Genomic DNA, 21,744 nt, shown 5'->3' with positions numbered 1-21,744 from the left:
CGTGGCAGATTTACAATCTGCTCCCTTTGGCCGCTCGGGAACCCCTCCACAAGAGCGCGGCAAATAATATATGCCGCACTTCTATATGTAAACACTTTTTTCTATTTTTTTAGAAGTTTTTCCAGTTTTGCTTTCATTCGCTCTTCTGGGGATAAGTTTTCATAACCATCCTCTTCACGGCTTTTGGCTGGCTGTGGTTTTTTAGCAGGTTTGCCTTTAGGAGCCGAAGCAGATTGCGGTTTTTTGTTACGCGCAGGGCGATCCGTTTTAGGTCGATCTGTTGTCTTTGGACGGTTGAATGTTTTCTTTTCTTTTTTGGGGATCATGGACTCAGGAAGAGCGGGTTCATCACTTACTGCAACGCCTTCTAAGTCTACGCGAGGCTGACCTGACAGCAGACACTTCTTATAGCGGTCTGAGCGCGTATAAGCGGCTAGGGCGCGCTTTTGCTTGCTGGCGTTAAAGTCATCATCCAAGACCATGTCTTTGTCTATACCGACTTTCAGTGGTTTAGGCTGGTTCCAATCAAACGCTTTAGGGTAACGGTCTTCGAGCATCTTAATCAGGCGACGATTGTTTTTTTGGTTTTTTTGACGTTTTTTCTGTTCCGGCGTCAAAGTCGCTTTTTCCGTTGTGCTGTCACTTGCTGATGGTACATCGGTGGTGTTTGTGTCCACTTGGTTGTCGTCTTGTACGTCTTGCAAGCCGTTAAGCTCAGGTTGTTGTTTTGTCATGTAGTCAGTCTGTTCTGTTGTCGTGATTGTGATGCTGTTATCAGCAAAAGGATGCAGTAAATCAAAGCTCAACTGATCTTCAGTGTTACTTTGGTGTGTTACTGCCGTTTTGATGGTTTCCGCAGGACTGAGTAAATCAAGAGAGTCTTCGATATATAACTGCAATTGATCTTCAGTGGAGCGGTTAACCATGTTCTGCAAAAGGTCCATTGAGGCGCTGCTGGTAAGAGACTCAGTTTGGCTCTCTTTGAGTGCAGCGATCTCTTCTTCAGCGGCGTTTAACTTTTCAAGTAGTCGGCCGACCTCTGCTTCAAGTTTGGCAATTAGTTGTTCCATAAAGCAAGGCTCAAATTTTATAGCGGCGTCAACGGAACGCTTGGCGTGTTAACAATGCCAAGCATTTCCTGTCGCTGCTGTTCGCTGGGCTCAACGATTTTTATTGTTGGTTTACTCGTGAGCCAAATATAAGCAGAAGTCGCGAGCAGGCACAAGATTAAAAGAGACATTAGCTTCATTGAATTAGAAGGTAAGTCCTGCGCCCACCATAACATGGCGGTCATATTTGTCGTTGCTACTATTTAGCAGTTTGACAAAGACATCCAGTCTGGAGGTATCGGATGTCGCGATGCGAAAACCTGCTTCTGGGTAGTAGACAGGGTCATCTAAGAAATCAACACCGCCACCAATGAACGACCACATAGGAATGCCTGGGAAAAGTTGGAAAGCGGGTGTTGCACTGTAGTAGCGGGCTCCCATGCTAAAAGCACTTTCGAAATCGTCACCCAAGGCAAAAGAAAAGCCAGCATAAGCGGAGATGTTTGCTGGCGTGGTGTATTCAATTTGAGTGTTCAATATCGATGTTAAGCTACTGTCTTGCTCTTTGTTTATTTTTGGACGAGCCGCAGTGGACTCGAAGGAGACCAAGCTGGCAATTTGCCCTTCGGCTGCAAATGTACTCCCACAAAATAAAGCTAAAGTAGCAAATAGAATTCGTTTCATTGTTTGTTATCCAATTGACTAAGACGATTTAACATTTGAGAGAGGGAAGATTCCCAATTAGCTTGTTGCTCATTTTTTAGATTTAAATTGTTTTCTAGTTCACTTTTCTCTTCGCTAAGCTCGTAGTTCTGCATTTCTAATTCTGCAATACGTTGGCGTAATGAGCCGATTTCTTCTACAGCTTCATTGATACGTTGTTCTAAGTGATGAAGTAATTCGTTGTTCATTGTAATGTCCTAAAATGTAAAACCGCTCTATAGTACATAAGGAGCGTAATTGTAAAAGTTACCATGCGATGACAACGTCATGCGGTTGTACGTTCAGAATTTTCGCATCAACCGACAGTTCCCCAATTGAAAAGTTAGGCTGAACTTGCGTTATAGTAACACTGATGTTGGCATTATTCAGTTGTGTTTCTGGTTTTTGGTCTTGGTCAAATATCTCATAACGACGATAGACCTTAAATTTATCTCCTGCTTTGACCCCGGACACGGATCCGGCGGCAATGTGAATTTGCTTCCCTTCTGTGCGAAAAATATTGGCCATAAAGGGCTGGCAGCGTAATTTTTCGCTGGTATCGATTGCGCTCTCTCTAAGTGTTTCCTTGACCACCCTGCCATAATGAGTCGTCCAAAACTGGGCGCTACCAAAACCGACTTTAGCATGATCAGAAATATCCCAGTTGCCTATTTCACTATAACGTTTTTGAAATAGCAATGCGCCACTGAAACCATCGTAGATATAAATGTCTAAAACGAAGTCTCTTTGCTTTTCACTTTTGTCGTCTGTGCTGGCATAGGGGTCATTTGGGCGTCTCATATAAAGGGGAGCAATATCACGTATAACACCACTAACCACATATTGTGTGCCAAGTTTTTGAGCGACCCGAACCACATCAGTTAAGGTGTCATTGTTGTTTGTTAGTGAGGGGGCATTGATGCTGTCTGGATAAAGGGCAATATTCGTTGCTGCCAACGCTCTTAAAAAGCCTTGTTTGTTGATGGCGTCGGCAAAATCTTTGGGAAGCTCTCTGGAGATATTGCCTAAAGCCCCGAGGCTGGCTTGTTGTCTGTGTTCCAAAGCAAAGCCAGTGATAGCCACGGATTTTCTATAGTAATTTGTGGCGCCGTTACTACACATGTAGTCAGCTGTGACGTTGATGCGGGCGACGACCGTTAAAAAATCGCCTTTTTGGGTTTCGGAAATGATTTTTGCGTGTTGAACTCGTCCAGCACTGCGGATTTTTAAATCAGAGTTGAGCTCACCATTGTTAAGGATATCGTTAACACTGACCCGTGAGCTGGACTGGAGGACGGCCTGTTTAATGGCTTGCTGTGTGGCCCGATAGCGAGCGTCTGTGATGTCGCCATTATAAATAATGGCTGTACCGACTGCGTCGACGGTCTGGGCAAAGGAATGTCCGACCGATGCAAGAGCAACGATCATGTAAATCAGGTAGCGAAACATCTGCATTACTGGATTGTATAAAAGTTGGTAGTAGGATGACTTTCTACGTTAACAGCACGATAACCAGGGCGAATTTGACACTTCGGATCGTTATTTATGCTGGATGGATTGCTGACACATTGACGAAAGTTCTCTTGTAATGCCATTTCAACAACGGTTTCAAACGTTCCATCTTCATGCTCACGTTGGGAGACGATTTTTGCGCCGACTAAATAGGCATCAACGTAAGAGCGTAATTCATCATGTTGCAAAACCATATTGCTTAATGAGCTGGTACCGTCAATTTTCAGACCGTACACGCGTTCAGATAGGTTTCGGTAGGCATCTAGTGTGGAACTGCGCAGCGCCATTAATTTTGCTTGGGATTTTGTGTAGCGTTTACTGGGGTTGATGGCCGCGTATCCTGTGGCATGAATGATGATCGGTTCTTGTTTTATAACACCGATCACATTCGTCGCATTTTGCACATTATTTGGGTAGTTGAGTGCCGTAGCGGTAGGGGAGCCGACTATATTGCCATTGCAAGGACCAACAGTGGTACAGGTCATCGCTGTACCTTGGCCTAAGTTTTGGCATCCCGCTAAGGTGGCCCCCAGTGCGGCCAATAAGAGTAGTCGAATCGTTGTTTTCATGGTGGCGTCCCCTAAATGGAAGTCCTAAATCTCGTTTTTTGCATGGAAAGATCGCAGCAATCGTCTCGTGTTAGCGATGTTTAACCATAGGAATAATGTATGCCTGTAGCAAAAAGTAGACCAGATCATGACTCCTTTCCTTTGCTAGGGACAAAATGTAAACCATTTGTCTGTGAGACGTCCATGTTTTCCCGTGTAAATCTACTGATTCCACTCGCATTATATGGCTTTTAGTCTAGTTGGTTGTAGGGCTTTTTAGGGTAAGGACGTGTTTTTGCTTTTGGAAGGTATTATACTGTTTTTATATACAGTTTTCGGGTGAAGACATGGTTAAGCTTAGGAAGATCATTCATATCGACGCAGATTGTTTCTATGCGGCTATTGAGATGCGTGATGACCCTTCTTTGGAAAAGGTGCCATTGGCTATCGGGGGAGCGTCTCAATCTCGTGGTGTATTATGTACGGCAAATTACCATGCCCGTACCTTCGGTGTACGTTCAGCGATGCCGACCGCCATTGCCAAACGCTTGTGTCCAAATTTAATTATTTTGCCCGGAAATATGGAGAAATATCGTATTGCCTCGCGGCAAATGCATGCCATTTTCCGGCAGTATACTGACATTATTGAGCCGCTTTCTTTGGACGAAGCTTACTTGGATGTGACGGACGCTTCTTCCTATCAAGGTAGTGCAACATTGATTGCCCAAGCGATACGAGAACAAATTTTTAACGAAGTCGGTATTCGAGTCTCCGCAGGCGTTGCGACGAATAAGTTTATTGCTAAAGTTGCCAGTGATTGGAACAAACCTAATGGTTTGAAAACCGTCACACCGGAAAGTCAATTTGAGTTTGTATCACAATTACCTGTGAAATGCATTTCGGGGATTGGTAAGGTCTCTCAAGAAAAATTGGCCGCCATTGGGGTGCACCGATGTTCGGATTTACAGTCGATAGATTTCTCATTATTACAGAAAACCGTCGGGAGTATGGCGTTTCGGCTACAACAATTTGCCAAGGGAGTTGATGATCGCCCTGTGCAAGTATCCCGTGAGCGCAAGAGTGTGTCTGTTGAGCATACGTTTCCCCATGATTTGTCTTCACTAGAAGAGTGTTTGAGTATGCTGCCAGAGCTGCTGGCGAGTTTAGAGGCGCGTTTGGCGGGGCGGGATTTTTATCCGCTGATTAGCAAATACTATTTGAAATTAAAGTTTAATGATTTTAGGCAAACAACGGTAGAGCAACCGATTCAAAGCAGCTTCTCCAATGAAGTGTTTGCTTCCTTATTGCATCAGGCTTATTCACGCCATATGCGTCCTGTTCGTTTGATTGGAGTAGGTTATCGCTTATCTGTACAGCAGGCAGAACAGCTAAGCATTGTGTTTGATTAAAAAAAGCGTTTGATTGGTCTTGTGATTTTTCTGGTTAAAAAATGTACGATTGTGTTCTTGCTGCTATAGTTATTAGAACGATTAATAGTTGCTAGAACGATTATCGTTATTTGAGGATAGCTGTTGGAATAGGAGCAGTTGTTGAAATGGATCAATGGAACGGGCGAGTGGATTACCTAGTCAACGACACAATGCAGTAATGAAATCAGTCCCTCACTTCTCAAATGGTAGATGTTGAGTGAAGTTAGGGGTTGTAGTAAGACAAGGTAAATTGCCTCGTATGTCATTTTTTGATGTGTAGGTGTTGTCTTATGATGAAGCATCCAAGAGGCTTCTATGATTGGAAGCATGATATGCCTGAGTCTTTAGCTGGACGTTTACGTTTTGAGGTTACCCAAACACTGAGAAGCGTGTATGCAGATGAAGCTCTTGTCAATGAAATAGATACGCTCTACCTCCCTTTTGCGAATTGGTTAAGTGGTAAAGTCTCGCTTAAACAAGGGCCTTTGGTGGTGGGTTTAGGGGGGCCGCAAGGCTGTGGGAAAACGACCTTTTGCCGCGTTATTAGCCGTATTCTTAATAAAGGATTTGGTCTCAATAGCGTGGTGGTCAGTTTGGATGATCTCTATAGCACGCGTAAAGATCGTGTGAAATACGCCAATAGCACACACTCCTTATTTTCTACTCGAGGGGTGCCTGGTACGCATGATATGCCATTGGCACAGAGCGTCTTCGCTCGTTTAAAAAATCTTAAGCAAGACGAAGTAATGCGTATGCCGGCTTTTGATAAATCCCTTGATGATAGAAAACCTGTGAATTTATGGCCCGAAGTGCAGGGGCCTGTTGATGTTGTTTTATTTGAAGGTTGGTGTGTGGGGGCGTTTTCTTTGGGAGAAGCCATTAACAAACCAATTAATCGTTTGGAGCAAGATAAGGATCCAGAGGGGATTTGGAGAAAGGCAATTAATGAGCATCTTCATGGGGATTATAAGGTGCTGTTTGATGTGATTGATATTCAAATGTGGATGCAATCACCCGGTTATGATGTGGTCTATGAGTGGCGTAACAAACAAGAGCGCATGCTTGAGGATCATCTTTATGATATTCATGGGGGAGTATTGGATACTCTGGATATCAAAATCATGTCGCCGGAAGTGCTTAAGGGCTTTATGCAATATTACGAACGTTTAACGCGTTATCTATTAGCTGTCATGCCTGAGCGATCGGATGTGCTGTTTTCGTTAGACCAGCATCAGAAGGTGAAACAACTGCGTTTTCCAATAGAGCATTGAGTGTTTTCTTGGTAGGAAAACGGCCACAATTGAGTGTCATTATGATAGGCTAATACGCAACGTATTAGCCTATTTTTTGGAGTAAATAATGGCCGAATTATTACCGAGTGTTGTGGTGGAGACGGCGCAGAATCCTGATTCTGCTGTTATTTGGTTGCATGGTTTAGGATCAGATGGTCATGATTTTGAAGGCATTGTCCCGGCATTGACACTTGATCCATCCTTAAAAGTGCGTTTTGTGTTTCCCCATGCGCCCATTCGTCCCGTGACGGTCAATGGCGGTATGGAAATGCGAGCTTGGTATGACATTTACGAAATCACTTTGGAACGTAAGGTTGATATAGACAATATTGCTGAGTCTTGCGCGCAAGTCAGTGACCTTATTGAAGCACAAATCGCACAAGGTATTGATCCTAGCCGTATTGTCGTCGCGGGATTTTCACAAGGTGGTGTGATTGCTTATCAGCTATCCCTGACGACCTCTTATTCATTGGCTGGGGTTATGGCGCTATCGACTTATTTGGCGGATAAGTCAATGGTGCCTGCGGCGTCAGAGTGTGCGAATGGCAAGACGCCTTTTTTGATTCATCATGGCAAGCAAGACCCTGTCGTGCCTATCAGTCTATCGCAAGAGGCTAGTCAACTTTTAAGTGATAAGGGATATCTAGTTGACTATAAAACCTATGATATGCCCCATTCCGTTTGTCCTGAGCAAATTCAGGATATCTCCGCTTGGCTGAATGCGCGTTTGGCGTAATTAAAAGGCTACATTAAGCTGGCTATTTGTGAAGAACGGTTTAACACACCATATATTGAATAGATTACTAAGGAAATGAATCATGGTTTCAGAGCCATTAGAGACAGATGAATGGCTTAACTTTGCCAAAAGCATCGCCACGTACGCTGGGCAGATGATGGTCGAGGCCAGAAACAAAGCGGTGTTTTCTACAGACTACAAAGCAGATCATGAATTGGTGACATCGGCTGATTTGGCAATCGATGCGTATATTTGCCAGCAGATCACGCAAACGTTTCCGGATCATGTGATTTTATCGGAGGAGTCGTCACCTAAACTTGCCCTTGCTGAGCTTGCTAATAAGCCCGTTTGGGTTATCGACCCGATTGATGGTACGGTCAATTTTGCCCATGGTCATCGCCATGTGGCTGTGTCGATTGGCCTGTATCTTTGCGGAGAGCGAGTGCTTGGGGTGGTGAATGCGCCGTTTTTAGAGGAATGTTTCTGGGCGGTGAAAGGAAAAGGGGCTTATTTAAATGGTGAGCGCCTTTTTGTTTCCCAACAAACACAGTGTCGTAATGCTTTGGTGGCAACGGGGTTTCCCTACGATAAAAGTACACTCCCCAGTATTATCCGACGTGTCAGCGTCATTTTGACGAAGTGTCAGGATATTCGTCGAAATGGCTCCGCTGCGTTAGATTTGTGTTGGGTCGCGGCTGGGCGTTTAGAGGCGTATTTTGAAAGCCTGAAGCCTTGGGATATGGCGGCTGGGGCGTTAATCGCTCAAGAAGCTGGGGCGACAATCGGGCGCTATGAGCCAATTAGCTCCCCTTGGCCTGAGGCGATTAATGGGGAGGCGTTATTGGTGTCGGTCCCCGCTCTTTATGAGGAGCTATTGTCTTTGTTAAGTCAGGCATAATGAGCTGTTTTATGGTTTTAGCCGTAAGTTGATATTTGTATGAGGTTTTTATGTCGTTGACGGCGTTTTTTAGTTTACTGGCTGTATCCGCAGTCGTGATTGTTGTGGCGTTGATTGTGATTGTCCGCCAGTTAAAAGTTGCCAAAATTCGTGAGGAGCGAATCAAAGAAGGTGAGAAGCGCGTCATTCAAGAGCGTCAAGCTCGGATTGATAGCATTCAGATTTTGCTCAAAACCGTTGGTTCCGAAGAGTTAGGTTGGATTGAGGCAAGTATTCGTATTAAAAATTTGCTGGATCAGTTAGGGTTGGATTTATCCGATCATAAGGATATTTGTTTCATTTATGATTTGCATGAGCAAACGGAACATATTCCAACACACGAGCAATGGAGTGCCTTGCCAAAAGAAGCTCGTAAAAAGTTTCGCGTCGAAATGGATAACTATGAACAGCAACATGCCGAGCAATTGATGCGTGCTAAAAACGCCTTGTTGAGTTATTCCTTTCAATAGGGATGATTGAATGCTTGTGATTCCGGTTCAATAGTACTCGGCATTGAATGTTCTTTATTCTATTTATCAGGCATAAACGGGTTATTTAGAGATGATTGCTCAGTTGGTTTTATCCATAGCGCTATTTTTTATTTTATTAGTTGCTATTATGCTCTTTTATATGCGTTACCAATCAAAAGTTCCGTATTATCGTATGACGGAGGCAGATTGTGTTAGTTTGCTAGACAAGGCTGTACAAGGTAATTTACCTGAGCAGGATTGGGATATGTTCATTGGCATGATGATTCGTGACAATGAACAAATAGAGAATTTACGTACCAAGTGTTATGTGATTGATGACGCATTTCGTAAAGAAACCAAACTCATTGATGGTCGACAATGTGTGCGTTTTCATTCTGAAGGGCTTAAGCAGTTAACCTGTTTATTGGATGAGTGGCAGCATAAAACACATTTAATCGTCTAACTTTCATGATAGAAAGAGTCTTATTGGGCATCTTGCTCAAAACATCGTATTTAATAAGGTAGTGAGGGAGATATACATGAGTGAATTGGAAAAGTGGCTAGGTGAAGGCTCTGCCATGTTGCCTTGGTTAACCGATATGGTGATTAATATCGTGATTGGCCTTGTCATTTTATTGGTCGGTAAGTATATCGCCTCTAAAATATCCCGTTGGTGTGAACATAGGATGCTTAAAGCCTCTGTGGATCGTGCGGTAGCAGGTTTTACATCCAGTATTCTGTACGCCTTAATGTTTGCTGGTGTGGTATTAATGGCATTAGGACAAGTTGGGGTTCAAACCACCTCGTTCATTGCCATTTTAGGTGCTGCTGGCTTAGCTGTTGGCTTGGCTTTGCAAGGGTCTTTGTCTAACTTCGCTTCTGGCGTGTTAATTATTCTTTTACGTCCTTTTCGTGCTGGCGACTTTATTGATGGTGGTGGGCAAATGGGAACCGTTGATCGTATAGAGTTATTCCATACCTATCTAAAAACGCCGGATAATCGTGTGATCATCATCCCCAATTCTTCCATTATGAACGGTTCCATTGTGAACTATTCTCGTGAAGCAACTCGTCGCCTAGATTTGGTGGTGGGTATTAGTTATGACGCCGACATTCGTCTTGCTAAAAGCATCATGGAAGACATTATTAACGCGGATGAACGCATTCTCAAAGAGCCTAAGTATTTAATAGCCGTGTCTGAATTGGCTGACAGTTCAGTCAACTTCTTTGTAAGACCTTGGGTGAATTCTGGGGACTATTGGACCGTCAGAGCGGATTTATTAGAGAAGTTTAAATACGCTTTTGATGAACAAGGTGTTGGTATTCCTTACCCTCAAATGGATGTCCATCTACACAACAAAGAAGCATAACCACTTTGCATTATATCAACATGCTGTCAGACGTTGGTTTGATGGCATGTTTTATTAAGATTTGAGACCTTTGCACGATGTCACAAGCGACGCCAAGACACGGCAAAAACAGACGAGAAAGCGGAGTTTATCGCTATAAATGAGCATTTTGAGTCTGTTTTTAACAAAGTATTGGCAAGCGCAGTAGTCGTGCAAAAGTCTCGATTTCTAACATATTGTTGATTTACTAAGCTTACTACTATGAGTCGATATCGTCCTCCTTCCCCACCTAAATCCGCTTACATCACACACGAAGGGGCTCAAACCCTGCTTGCCGAGCTAAAATACTTATGGAAAGAAAAGCGCCCAGCGGTGACCGAGAGCGTTCGAGAAGCGGCTGCCCAGGGGGATCGTTCAGAAAATGCAGAATACATTTACGGTAAAAAGCAATTACGAGAGATAGACCGTCGAGTGCGTTATTTGGAAAAACGCTTGGAGGTTTGTACCGTTGTGGATCGTTTGCCAGCTGATCAATCAAGGGTTTTCTTTGGTGCGTGGGTCACGCTGGAGGATGAGAGTGGTGAGCAACGAACGCATCGCATTGTCGGGCCTGATGAGCTGGATCACAACCCAGCCTACATCAGTATTGATTCCCCAGTAGCAAAAGCTTTACTGAAAAAACAGGAAGGTGATGAGGTGATGATTCGTCTAGCAACCGGTGAGAAAACCTATTACATCGAAGCGATAGAGTATCGCCCCATCTCTTTATAGTGGTTAGTGGTCGTTTTTCTATTGATAAGGTGAACCGACCTTTGGGTTAATCGGGCGTCTCTCCCTGTTCTACGTCTCTCTTGAGAGAGCGTCCTCTTGGCTCATTGGCTTCATGAAGGACAACCTCTGAGTGCAGAAACTGAGCCGCAGCAGCAGAGTCCTGCACTTTGACAGAACTGCGTTCTAGCATTTGGGCTTCAAATTCGTTTAAGACGCTGTCTCTTATACCCGCTTCGCGCCATTGAAACAGCGGTCGACATCCTTTAGAAATGTCTCGGGCTAGCGCCAAGGCATCCAGTAAGGCCTGGTTTGCCCCTTGTCCTTTAAAAGGGCTCATTGGGTGAGCCGCATCACCGATAAGGGTGATGTGCGTGCCTTTTGCTAATAATTCTGGTTGTAGGAGTGCTCGATCGTAAACGGGGTAACCGGATATCAAGCTCTCCTTGGTGGCCGCTACAATTTGCGGCACAGGCGTATGCCATTGAGTACGACGACAGGCTTCTGTTTTCAGGGCATGGGCACCTTGCTCGCTTAAGGCTTTTGCCTCGTTTTCAGGCATAGGAAAGCTAAGCTGCCACATCACAGTGTTTGCATCATACGGCATGATATAGATTCGTTCATGACCGTTGGCTGTTTGGAAGACCGTGGCGGAATCCAGCAAATCGCTTTTTACTTCCTTTAGATCTGCTAGCGGACAAATTCCTAAAATGACAATGCAGCCTAGATAGCGTAACGGCGTAATATTGTCTCCGATCAATTGTTGCCGAATGACGCTACGAATCCCATCGGCTCCCACAACAAGGTCAGCCTTAGCGTGTTTTGTCTCGCTTTGTGTTTGACCATTTACTTGACGTTTTACTAAAAAGGTTAAATCAACTCCGCCACCGTCGGCATGCTTGTGTTCGCTGTAGTCGATTAGTTGATGGCCCCATTGTACGTTGCTTCCTCCCCCAAGTTGTTGTAGTAACGCTAAGCGCAATGACTGTCGAGCGATATGGATATTCGTACGCTTTGGGGCGTTTTTGCTGCCTGAGTGTTGCCACTTTCTCATGCCCCATTCTCCGACCACTTTGCCTTCTGTGGTATGGACAAGGTGTCTCGTTGAAATGACACCTTTTTTTAATGAGACAATGCCTAAGCCTTCGATGGCTTTACTGGCCTGTTGCAAGGTAAGGCCATAACCTTGAGAGCGTTCGTCAAAACGGCTATCGCGCTCATAAAGGGTAAAAGGAATACCGCGATGCAAACAGGCGACAGCAAGGGCTACACCGCCTATGCCACCACCAATAATGGCCACATGAGGGTAGTTTTTTGTATCTGCCTGTGGGGCCTTGGGGGATGGTACCAAACCGGAGCCAGCACAATGAAGGCACATTTCCAAATGGCCTTTAGGGCGAATCGGTGCAGGACCTTCTCCTTTTAACTGTTCAAACTCCGTCAGTTCTTTTAAATATTGTAGCCGCACTTTTTTACGTAATCTTCTGCTTCGCCTACCTTGACCATGACATTTGGGACAAACCGTCCAGCTGCTTTCTTCGTTTTCCAATGTATTCACGTTTTATTACCTAGAGCATTCGGATACAGAGGGCGAGCCCTCTGTGATATCGAGTAATTTCGTTGATGTGGGGTTGTTGTCATAGAGGAAATAGTAGCTGATTCACGAAGGGAGACCTAATGATTTCATTGCACAAACCAAAATGTCAAAAAAGTAGCTTGAGTGGCTTTATCTAGGCTTCCTAGTATGGTCTTTTTAGAATGTATCAATGACCAAGAAGCGTTTCATGTCATTCGTTAATGATTTTAACGTTAGTCATAAGTTGATAGCCCTTATTACGAAAACTTCGAATCGGGTTTTTGTTGTCTGTTTTTAATTTATTTCTTAAACGAGATAACAGTGCCTCTGTACGATTTTTATCATATGTGACAGGGTTTTCATTGAGAGCCTGAGATATCAACTCGTGTGAGACAATTTTGCCAGCGTTTTGGACAAAAAGCTGAATAATAATATTTTCTTTTTCCGTTATATCCAGCTCGTGCCCATCCGGCCTTCGAAGGATTCGTTGCTGGGGAAAATGCAACCATGTGTTTTCGTCAGGTGAAATACTATGAATAGTGGTTCTTCGTAATAAGGCTCGAATAGTGGCAAGTAATTCACGATAATCAAAGGGTTTAGCAATGTAAGCGTCTGCTTTTTCTAGGCCAGAAACTTTGTCGTTAATGGAATTGCGGGCGGTGACGAAGATAATACATAGGTTCTTTGTTTCAGGATCGCTTCTTAGTTTATTTGCAATGAATAAGCCATCTTCTCCGGGGAGATTCCAATCGAGTAACACTAAGTCGGGGCGTTGAATGCTCATTAATGTCAGCAGCTCTTCATAAGAGTTAGCACCATGAGCATCGTGCCCGTCATTGTTTAACCACAATAAGCCATTATTTAGCAAAATGGGATTATCTTCAACAAAATAAATTCGTGCCATATTTTTAATCTTTTTCAGTAAAAGGAAACCACACGTTAAATGTGACTTTCCAAATAGGTGCTTCTTCTATCACTCGACATTGAATGTATCCTGAGTGAGCTTCAACAATGGATTTAACTAAGTATAATCCTAAACCAAAACCCTGTATATTTGGCTTATCTAATTGACGATAGTATTTATAAAACCATATGTCTGGGTCTGGTTTTTGTGAAGATTTATAATCGTTAGTTATTGAAATTAGTACGCCTTCTCGGCTGTTATCATAAGCCTTAGTACTGCTTATTGAAATCGATGAGTCCGCCGCTCTGTATTTTAATGCATTGATTATGAGATTGTTTAACACTAAATGAAACAAGAAAGCATCAACCTTTAATGTGACGTTGCTGGTTGTGTTGATTATGTATTGTTTAGCATTAGCAGGTGAATGATTGATGATGTTTTTAATGATGTCATTGATATTGGTTTCATTACAGTTAGACGACCGGTTATCAAAATCCATATACTCAGAAATAAGAGTATTGTTAATCAATGCATTGAGTTCTGAAATTGCTGTTTGGATTCGAGTGTGACGCTCTGCAAGTTTAGGGCTAATGTCAATTTTTTCGATGGGTAACGTTTGTATGATACTGTCAATAACAGCCAGTGGCGTTTTTAACTCATGGGTAACGAGTGTCATAAAATGTGACTGATTAATTCGTCTGGTTTTTTCTAACTCGGCTTCTTTTTCAGCGAAATGTATTTTTTCTTTTAGCTTTCTCTTAGCAACGTTCTCTGCTTTTTTGTTTTGATATAAGCCTTGATATATCATGAAAATAAAAATAAAAGACGTTATTTCTGGCATGTCAAGAAATATCGTGGGGGTTGATAAATGATAGGTTGCAGCGAAAATGGCGCAGATATTGAGCGTGAAGAAAACAACATAACCTACAAAAAGCGATCGACTTCCTGCAATACCATTTTTTACGCCCTTCCATATAATAAAACATAATACAGGGAAGGTTATATAAGATATTTGATACATGAAAGGGGCAAATAAAAGATATGACTTTCCTATAAATAAGCTTATAAAAGAGACTAGGTTAAATCCCAAATTAAATTGCAAAAACCAATGTATGTATTTGAATTTTTGGCTTGTTTGGAAAAAGGACATAAAAAACAAAATAATCCCAGATAGCATTACACAGACACTGGTTGGCCCAAGTAAATGAACCAACATGGGGTGATCAGGGAAAATATATTGTGCCGCGATACTGCTCTTAACGAGCGTAAGGGTAATGCAGCCAAGGAGAGGAATGCAACTTAACGCATAGGCTTTTTTTTGGGTCAGGCGAGTCATGATAAAAGCATACAAGCAAAGCATGAGCCACCCACCGATCGCCGTAGCAGATATTATTTGTTTACTGGTACTTGTAAATACGGCCTCAGCTGGTGTTTGTAAAGTAAGCCGCAAAGTAGTGGAACTGTTTGTTTGTAGACGGATATAAAAAGTATGGAGCTGAGTGTTTGCTAGGGTAATGGGAAGGGAAAACGGTACCATTATGGACTGCATAAATCTGGGTTCTGATGATGAGAGCGTTGCAGAATCATTTTGTCGGTCAGTAGGCAGTAAATCGCCCACTTCGCTCTGTGAGTAATTTTGATGGCCCAAAGGCGTATATAATTTAACGCTGTCCAAATACGTCGGATTAATGATTAATAGCCAATTTTTAGCGGCACCTTGATCGCGCTGTAAGGTAAAGCGAAACCAGTATGCATTATTAGAAAATCCTGCGCCAAAGGGAAAGGCAACCGATGTAAAGTCACTTTCTTTTTTCAGTATATCTTTAAGGGTTAGTTGCCCTGTCTTATCGGTAAGGTATTGGATATTTTGCGTTAGATGTACGGTATTGATTCCCGCTTGAATAGGAATACTCTGAGCATTGGCATTCCAAGAAATAATGAGAGCGAAAAGAACGGTAATGAATCGATAAAACGTATGCATTAATTGACTAGAGACTTCCATATGATTGAGCAATTTAGTTTCAGCTAATTAAAGCTATCCCTTACTGATTGTCTGCGCTGCCTGTCAGTTTAAACCTGGTATTACACAATTCGGCTATTTGTTCTATTAGCGTTCCTTAATACTTAGCAACTAAGTTGGAACGCTGTCTTCTATAAACTTTTGAAGGAGAGCTTAAGTAGCATAATAAAATGAGTATCAAAGCATAACTTCTATAAACAACGGAATGGGGAACATCTTGTTGAACAGAGTCTTACTCTCTTAATTTGTGGTCTATACAGCACGTTATTCTCTTACTTTCTGTTCTTCTTGCCTTGTTACTGGCTTCCTTACTCTGCGTTGGCTCTGACTAATGACATCGTAACAGGGGGAGAGGAGTATGTTAATAGCATGTAAGAAAAAGTTGCGTTTTGTCAGCTTTCGTCAGCTTTAACCTTTTTTTATTTAGTAAGATGCCATCGCTAATGACTAAAGATAAACAAGTTGCATAACCGCCGTCTGATGGCGAACGCTTGGGTTAGCGCGCTAATAGGCTTCAGTGTCGTGCCAATAAGCCTACATTCCAGAGACAAAACTCAATACAGCGGAGAAGTGAATGGGTATTCAAAAATACGAGGTGGTCACACTGTCTGGTCAAACCAGACGATGTGTCGTTGGTGTCCTGATTTATTTTATGACCGTGCAGCCTGTGTTGGCGGCTGCGACCTTACCGACTGGCGGGTCGGTTGCCGCAGGGCAGGTTTCCATGGGGACCTTGGGGAACACCACCACCGTCACCCAGCGTTCGGATAAAGCCATTGTAAATTGGCAAAGTTTTTCGGTTGGCAAAGGCGCATCCGTCCATTTTATTCAGCCGGATAGCAGATCAGCGATTTTGAACCGAGTTACAGGGGCCACCACATCGACTATCGCCGGCTCAATTCATGCCAACGGTCAGGTTTATCTGATCAACCCCAATGGCATTGCCATTACCTCAACCGGGTCAGTCAAAGTCGGTGGCGGCTTTGTGGCATCCACACTGAATATCGCTGATAAAGACTTTTTGAAGGGGCACTTTCTTTTCAAAGGCACGGGCGCGTCGGCGGGGGTCAGTAATGCGGGCATTATCACCGTGGGTCGGGGGGGCTATGCCGCCCTGATTGGCGGTCGGGTGAAAAACAGCGGGTTGATTGCGGCCCCTTTGGGTCGGATAGGTGTAGGGGCTGGTGAGGAAGCCACACTGAACTTGTCTGGCGATGGTTTTTTGCAGGTAGCACTGCCGAGCAAAACGGATGCTAACGGTCAAGACGCGCTGATCGATAACTCGGGGACCCTCTCCGCTAATGGTGGGACGGTATTGATCTCAGTGGCCAGCGCCCGTAATGCGGCCCGTCATGTGGTCAATTTATCCGGTGTTGTCGAAGCCAATAGTGTCTCAGGTCACGATGGTAAAATCCTCATTGGTGGCGGACAAGGTGGTAACGTCACTGTCTCGGGTCAGGTGACGGCCACGTCTGATACTGGAAAAGGCGGCCAAATTAGCGTCACCGGTCAACATATTGCCTTGAACGGCGCGACGATCGATGCGTCCGGTGCTACCGGTGGCGGTTCGGTTAAGATTGGCGGTGCTTACCAGGGCAAAGGCAACACCCAGCGGGCGAAGACCACGACCGTGGATGCAAGCAGTGTGATCCGTGCTGATGCCAGCCAAAGCGGTGATGGCGGTCAGGTGGTGGTCTGGTCGAATGATTTGACTACCTTTGACGGACAAATCAGCGCCCGCGGCGCAGGTGCGGGCAAGGGCGGCGATGCAGAAGTCTCGGGCAAGGCGACCCTGGCCTATAACGGCTTTACTGATTTAAGCGGCCCGGGTGGGTTTGGTACCCTGTTACTGGACCCTTATAACATCACCATTTCCAGCGATACGGCCTCAAATTCTTCTAGTACCAGCGCCACCGGCGATGACAGTGTGATTAATGTAGGTACCTTACAAACCGCCCTGGACAGTGCCAATGTCGCGATCACCACTGGCAGCGCTGGCTCTGCGGGTTCGCAAGCTGGCGATATCACAGTGGCCAACGAAGTGACCTGGAATAGCGGCTCGACCCTGGAATTGTCGGCCTATCACAATATTCATGTCAATGCGGCCCTTACTGGCGGGGCTGGGTCTAAAATCGTGCTGCGTTCGGATAATTCGGGCACTGGCACCGGAACGGTGACCTTTGGTTCAGGCATCACCGCCACGGCACCAGGTGGGGTGGCCATTTATTACAACCCAAGCAGCTACACCGCCGCCACAGATTATTCCGGCAATATGGGCTCGGATACCACGGCCACCGCGTATATGTTGGTCAATACGTTGGATAATCTCCAAGCCATTAACACCAACCTTACGGGCACCTATGCCCTGAGCAAAGACATCGATGCCAGCGCGACATCGAGTTGGAACAATGGGGCAGGGTTCGTGCCGTTGAGTAATTATTTTACGACCCAATTCACCGGCACCTTTGATGGCCAAAGCCATGTGATATCTAACCTTACCATTCATCGACCTTCAACGGATTTTGTTGGCCTATTCGGTAATGTGGATTCAGGTGTGGCAATCCGCAATGTTGGCCTTGAGGGGGGGAGTATATCAGGACAATCTAGTGTTGGTAGCCTCGTAGGATACGCCGAAGATGGCAGTACCATCAAAAATGCCTATGCCACCGGGGCGGTGACGGGGAGCAGCTATGGTGTTGGTGGCCTTGTGGGGAGGAATGATGGCACGATTAGCAATGCCTATGCGACGGGGGCGGTGACGGGAACGGGAGCTTATAGTAACGTTGGTGGCCTTGTGGGGAGGAATGATGGCACCATCAGCAATGCCTATGCCACCGGGGCGGTGAAGGGAAATGGTACCTCCATCGGTGGCCTCGTGGGGGAGAACTTTAGCACCATCAGCAATGCCTATGCCACCGGGGCAGTGACGGGAAATAGCAACGTCGGTGGCCTCGTGGGGCAGAACTTTAGCACCATCAGCAATACCTATGCGACGGGGTTTATAAAGGCAAGCGGAGACAATGTCGGTGGTCTTGTGGGGTACAACTATAACAGTTCTACTACCATCACCTCATCCTATTGGGATACCGATACCACTGACAAAACCAGTTCGGCGGGCGGTACTGGCCTGACTACAGCGCAAATGCGTGATAGTGCCAATCATAGCTCAAACTATTCCAACTGGGACTTTACGGATACCTGGTATCAAGCGGCGGATATGCGACCTATTTTGCGTTCGGAAGCGGCCAGCCCCAATCCACAAGGGGTTATCACGGTCTCCAACCTACACCAACTGGCATTAATCAACGCCAATCTTTCCGGCAACTATATCCTGACAGGTAATATTGACGCCAGTGCAACCCAAAGCACCGCTGACGCTTCCGGTATCTGGGGCAGTGGCGGTTTTGTGCCGTTGGGTAACTATTCTAACGAATTCACTGGCACATTTGATGGTCAGAGTCATGTGATCTCTGACCTTACCATTAATCGACCTTCAACGGGTTTTGTTGGCCTATTCGGTGATATGGGTTCAGGTGGGACAATCCGCAATGTGGGCCTTGAGGGGGGGAGTATATTAGGACAATCTAGTGTTGGTGGCCTCGTAGGATTCGCCGACGATGGCAGCACCATCAAAAATGCCTATGCCACCGGGGCGGTGACGGGGAGCAGCTATGGTGTTGGTGGTCTTGTGGGGGGAAATGATGGCACGATTAGCAATGCCTATGCGACCGGGTCGGTGACGGGAACGGGAGCTTATAGTAACGTTGGTGGCCTTGTGGGGAGGAATGATGGCACTATCAGCAATGCCTATGCCACCGGGGCAGTGAAGGGAATCGGGGGAAATGATAGCCCCGTCGGTGGCCTCGTGGGGGTGAACTTTGGCACCATCAGCAACGCCTATGCGACGGGGGTTATAAAGGCAAGCGGAGACGGAGAAAGTGTCGGTGGCCTCGCAGGGTATAACAATGGCACCATCACTTCATCCTATTGGGATACCGATACCACTGGGCTATCCAAGGGTATTGGTACCGACAAACAATCATCGTCAACGACGGTGACAGGTCTGACCACAACCGAGGCGCGTGATAGTAGCAATTATACCTATACCGGTTGGGATTTCACTGATAGTGGTACCTGGTATCAAGCGGCGGATATGCGACCTATTTTGCGTTCGGAGGCGGCCAGCCCCAATGCAGAAGGAGTTATCACGGTCTCCAACCTACACCAACTGGCATTAATCAACACTAATCTTTCCGGCACTTATCAACTGACTCGCAATATCGATGCGTCTGTAACCAATGCATCAAGCAAAACCTACAGCGCATCCAGCATCTGGGGCCGTGGCGGTTTTGTTCCTTTGGGGGAAGTTCCTGCCTCTTCGGATTACAATTCTGCCATTATGTTTATGGGCACCTTTGATGGTCAGAGCCATGTCATTTCTAACCTTACTATTAATCGACCTTCAACGGGTGGTGTTGGTCTGTTCGGTGGTGTGGGATTAGATGGGGCAGTCCGCAATGTGGGTCTTGAGGACTGCAGCATATCAGGTCAACAGTATGTCGGTGGCCTAGTGGGGGGGAATGCTGGCACTGTTAGCAATGTCTATGTGACTGGAGTGGTGACGGGAACGGGAACTAATTACTACGTCGGCGGCCTCGTGGGGGGAAATGTAGGCACCATCAACAATGCCTATGCGACTGGGGCAGTGACGGGATCTAATTACTACGTCGGTGGCCTCGTGGGGGGGAATCAAGGCACCATCAGCAATGCCTATGCGGCTGGTGCAGTGCAGGGAGCTAATGACTACGTTGGTGGCCTTGTGGGGGTGAATGCTGGCACTATCAACAATGCTTATGCCACAGGGAAGGTGACGGGAATTAAAGACTACGTCGGTGGCCTTGTGGGGGGGAATGGTGGTTCTATCAGCAACACCTATGCAACTGGGGAGGTGAACGGAGACTCTGCCGTTGGCGGCCTTCTGGGGGGGAACTACCACGGCGGCACGGTCAACCATTCCTATTGGGATACCGATAACGCAAGTCAACCCCAGGGTATTGGCATCGACGAGAACTCATCGGCAGCGACGGTGACAGGTCTGACCACGGCGGAAATGAAGGATTCCAGTAATTTTACGGGGTTTGATTGGACCATATGGGCTCCGGCTGATGCGAGTCATCGACCCGAACTTTATGGCGTCTCCGGTGTTGTCGGATATGTAGGAAGCATGGTCTATGGCGCGACATCCCCAACCATAACCACTTATGGTGCGGGAGTATGGAACACAGTAAGTGGCACGCCTGTTATCTCCGGTAGCCCTTCCGCGACCAGCAATGTTGGTACCTATACGGGCAATGTGAGTGGGGTGAGCGGAACTTTCATGGGGGGCGGGGCAACCCGGTTTGTCAGCTTCACAAATGTGACCCCAGCTGAACTTACGGTCACGGCTAACAATGGCAATATGGTGTATGGCGACAATGTGCCGGCATTAAGTTATCAGGTCTCGGGTTGGCAGAACGGTCAGGGCAATAGCCTGTTGTCGGGTGTGGCAGTGGCGACCAATGCAACTGGTACATCGAACGTCGGCACGAATTACACGACCACGGCCAGCGACGGAACGTTGACTGGTGCTGCGAAAGGCAATTACACCGTGCACTATGTGGCTGGGACATTTGAAGTGACCCCGGCCGACCTCACGGTCACGGCTAACAATGGCAATATGGTGTATGGCGACAATGTGCTGACGTTAGGCTATAAAGTCTCGGGTTGGAAGAACAGTCAGGACAATAGCCTGTTGTCGGGTGTGACGGTGGCGACCGATGCTACCCGGACATCGAACGTTGGCACGGATTACACGACCACGGCCAGCGGCGGGACGTTGACTAGTGCTGCGAAAGGCAATTACACCGTGCACTATGTCACCGGGAAATTTGAGGTGAATCCAGCCGACCTCACGGTCACAGCCAACAATGCGACTAAGACTTACGACGGTTTGGCCTATAGCGGCGGCAATGGCGTGACCTATAAAGGCTTTGTGAACAATGAAACTCGTTCGGCACTGGGTGGGAAACTGGTCTATGGTGGTAGCTCGCAAGGGGCTATCAATGTGGGCAATTATACCATCGACGTGTCGGGTCTGACGTCGGGTAATTATGCCATCACTTATGTGCCCGGTCAGTTGACCGTGAACGCTGTACCAAACACTCAACCTAATATCACTTCAAACATCCGGCCTGATGCAAGTCTGAGTGTCAATCAGCCCATTTCTGTTCCCGTTGGTTATTGGCTTCCCAGCGTGGGGCGTCAGTCGGTGACTGATTATCCTAATGGGGCTTCCTCTACAGGTGCGAATACCAATGGACAAGGGGTTGTTATGAGCACACAAAACGTTCATTTGTCGGGTGCGGTGTGTTTTTCGGGCAGTGATAATGCAATTTCTTGCAGCGCTAACTAA

Annotated in this window: 17 protein-coding genes; 9 read left to right on the top strand and 8 right to left on the bottom strand. The window is 45.9% G+C overall.

Going from position 1 to position 21,744, the window contains the following annotated elements; translation table 11 throughout:
- Positions 1–101: 101 nt before the first annotated feature.
- From JHD45_RS18455 to JHD45_RS18435, 5 genes are all read right to left on the bottom strand, one after another.
- Positions 102–1,070, bottom strand: a complete 969-nt coding sequence (locus JHD45_RS18455) for a ProQ/FINO family protein (RefSeq protein ID WP_199477966.1) — start codon at positions 1,068–1,070, stop codon at positions 102–104.
- A 183-nt stretch (positions 1,071–1,253) separates the two neighbouring features.
- Positions 1,254–1,733: a hypothetical protein gene (locus JHD45_RS18450; protein ID WP_199477965.1), complete on the bottom strand. Its 480-nt coding sequence runs from the start codon at positions 1,731–1,733 to the stop codon at positions 1,254–1,256.
- Positions 1,730–1,960 (bottom strand): cell division protein ZapB, encoded by a 231-nt coding sequence (gene zapB / locus JHD45_RS18445; RefSeq protein WP_199477964.1) that lies wholly within the window; start codon positions 1,958–1,960, stop codon positions 1,730–1,732. Before zapB ends, JHD45_RS18450 begins: the two co-directional genes overlap by 4 nt.
- 58 nt (positions 1,961–2,018) lie before the next feature.
- Entirely contained in the window at positions 2,019–3,200 is a 1,182-nt protein-coding gene (locus JHD45_RS18440; RefSeq protein WP_233407928.1) for a flagellar assembly protein FlgT, read from the bottom strand.
- Positions 3,201–3,205: 5 nt separating this feature from the next.
- Positions 3,206–3,832, bottom strand: coding sequence for an LPP20 family lipoprotein (locus tag JHD45_RS18435; protein WP_199477962.1), 627 nt, complete (start codon positions 3,830–3,832; stop codon positions 3,206–3,208).
- A 326-nt stretch (positions 3,833–4,158) separates the two neighbouring features.
- Between JHD45_RS18435 and dinB the strand changes: the two genes are divergently transcribed.
- The 8 genes from dinB to greB all read left to right on the top strand — a co-directional run bounded on the left by dinB (position 4,159) and on the right by greB (position 10,796).
- The gene (gene dinB, locus JHD45_RS18430) at positions 4,159–5,220 is read left to right on the top strand and encodes a DNA polymerase IV (protein WP_199477961.1); all 1,062 of its coding nucleotides are present in this window, start codon (positions 4,159–4,161) and stop codon (positions 5,218–5,220) included.
- 311 nt (positions 5,221–5,531) lie between these two features.
- On the top strand, positions 5,532–6,512 hold the full coding sequence (locus JHD45_RS18425; protein ID WP_199477960.1) for a hypothetical protein: 981 nt from the start codon (positions 5,532–5,534) through the stop codon (positions 6,510–6,512).
- A gap of 88 nt (positions 6,513–6,600) precedes the next feature.
- Complete coding sequence (locus JHD45_RS18420; protein WP_199477959.1) at positions 6,601–7,269, top strand: alpha/beta hydrolase; 669 nt, start codon at positions 6,601–6,603, stop codon at positions 7,267–7,269.
- A gap of 82 nt (positions 7,270–7,351) precedes the next feature.
- On the top strand, positions 7,352–8,167 hold the full coding sequence (locus tag JHD45_RS18415; protein ID WP_199477958.1) for an inositol monophosphatase family protein: 816 nt from the start codon (positions 7,352–7,354) through the stop codon (positions 8,165–8,167).
- 50 nt (positions 8,168–8,217) lie between these two features.
- The gene (locus JHD45_RS18410) at positions 8,218–8,676 is read left to right on the top strand and encodes a DUF2489 domain-containing protein (protein WP_199477957.1); all 459 of its coding nucleotides are present in this window, start codon (positions 8,218–8,220) and stop codon (positions 8,674–8,676) included.
- Between the two features lie 148 nt (positions 8,677–8,824).
- Positions 8,825–9,139: a hypothetical protein gene (locus tag JHD45_RS18405; RefSeq protein WP_233407927.1), complete on the top strand. Its 315-nt coding sequence runs from the start codon at positions 8,825–8,827 to the stop codon at positions 9,137–9,139.
- Between the two features lie 76 nt (positions 9,140–9,215).
- On the top strand, positions 9,216–10,046 hold the full coding sequence (locus JHD45_RS18400) for a mechanosensitive ion channel family protein (RefSeq protein ID WP_199477955.1): 831 nt from the start codon (positions 9,216–9,218) through the stop codon (positions 10,044–10,046).
- Positions 10,047–10,286: 240 nt separating this feature from the next.
- Positions 10,287–10,796, top strand: a complete 510-nt coding sequence (gene greB, locus JHD45_RS18395; protein ID WP_199477954.1) for a transcription elongation factor GreB — start codon at positions 10,287–10,289, stop codon at positions 10,794–10,796.
- Positions 10,797–10,842: 46 nt separating this feature from the next.
- Here the strand turns inward: greB and JHD45_RS18390 are convergent, their stop codons facing one another.
- The 3 genes from JHD45_RS18390 to JHD45_RS18380 all read right to left on the bottom strand — a co-directional run bounded on the left by JHD45_RS18390 (position 10,843) and on the right by JHD45_RS18380 (position 15,275).
- Positions 10,843–12,351, bottom strand: coding sequence for an NAD(P)/FAD-dependent oxidoreductase (locus tag JHD45_RS18390; RefSeq protein ID WP_325097336.1), 1,509 nt, complete (start codon positions 12,349–12,351; stop codon positions 10,843–10,845).
- A gap of 229 nt (positions 12,352–12,580) precedes the next feature.
- The gene (locus tag JHD45_RS18385) at positions 12,581–13,273 is read right to left on the bottom strand and encodes a response regulator transcription factor (protein WP_199477953.1); all 693 of its coding nucleotides are present in this window, start codon (positions 13,271–13,273) and stop codon (positions 12,581–12,583) included.
- A 4-nt stretch (positions 13,274–13,277) separates the two neighbouring features.
- A complete protein-coding gene (locus JHD45_RS18380; protein ID WP_199477952.1) occupies positions 13,278–15,275 on the bottom strand; it encodes a sensor histidine kinase in 1,998 nt (665 codons plus the stop codon).
- A 592-nt stretch (positions 15,276–15,867) separates the two neighbouring features.
- Between JHD45_RS18380 and JHD45_RS18375 the strand changes: the two genes are divergently transcribed.
- Positions 15,868–21,744 carry a GLUG motif-containing protein gene (locus JHD45_RS18375; protein ID WP_199477951.1) on the top strand — a complete coding sequence of 1,959 codons (5,877 nt, stop codon included), beginning with the start codon at positions 15,868–15,870 and terminating at the stop codon, positions 21,742–21,744.

Source organism: Marinomonas spartinae, from assembly GCF_016461715.1.
GTDB lineage: Bacteria > Pseudomonadota > Gammaproteobacteria > Pseudomonadales > Marinomonadaceae > Marinomonas > Marinomonas spartinae_A.
This window is presented reverse-complemented; position numbering and strand designations above follow the sequence as displayed.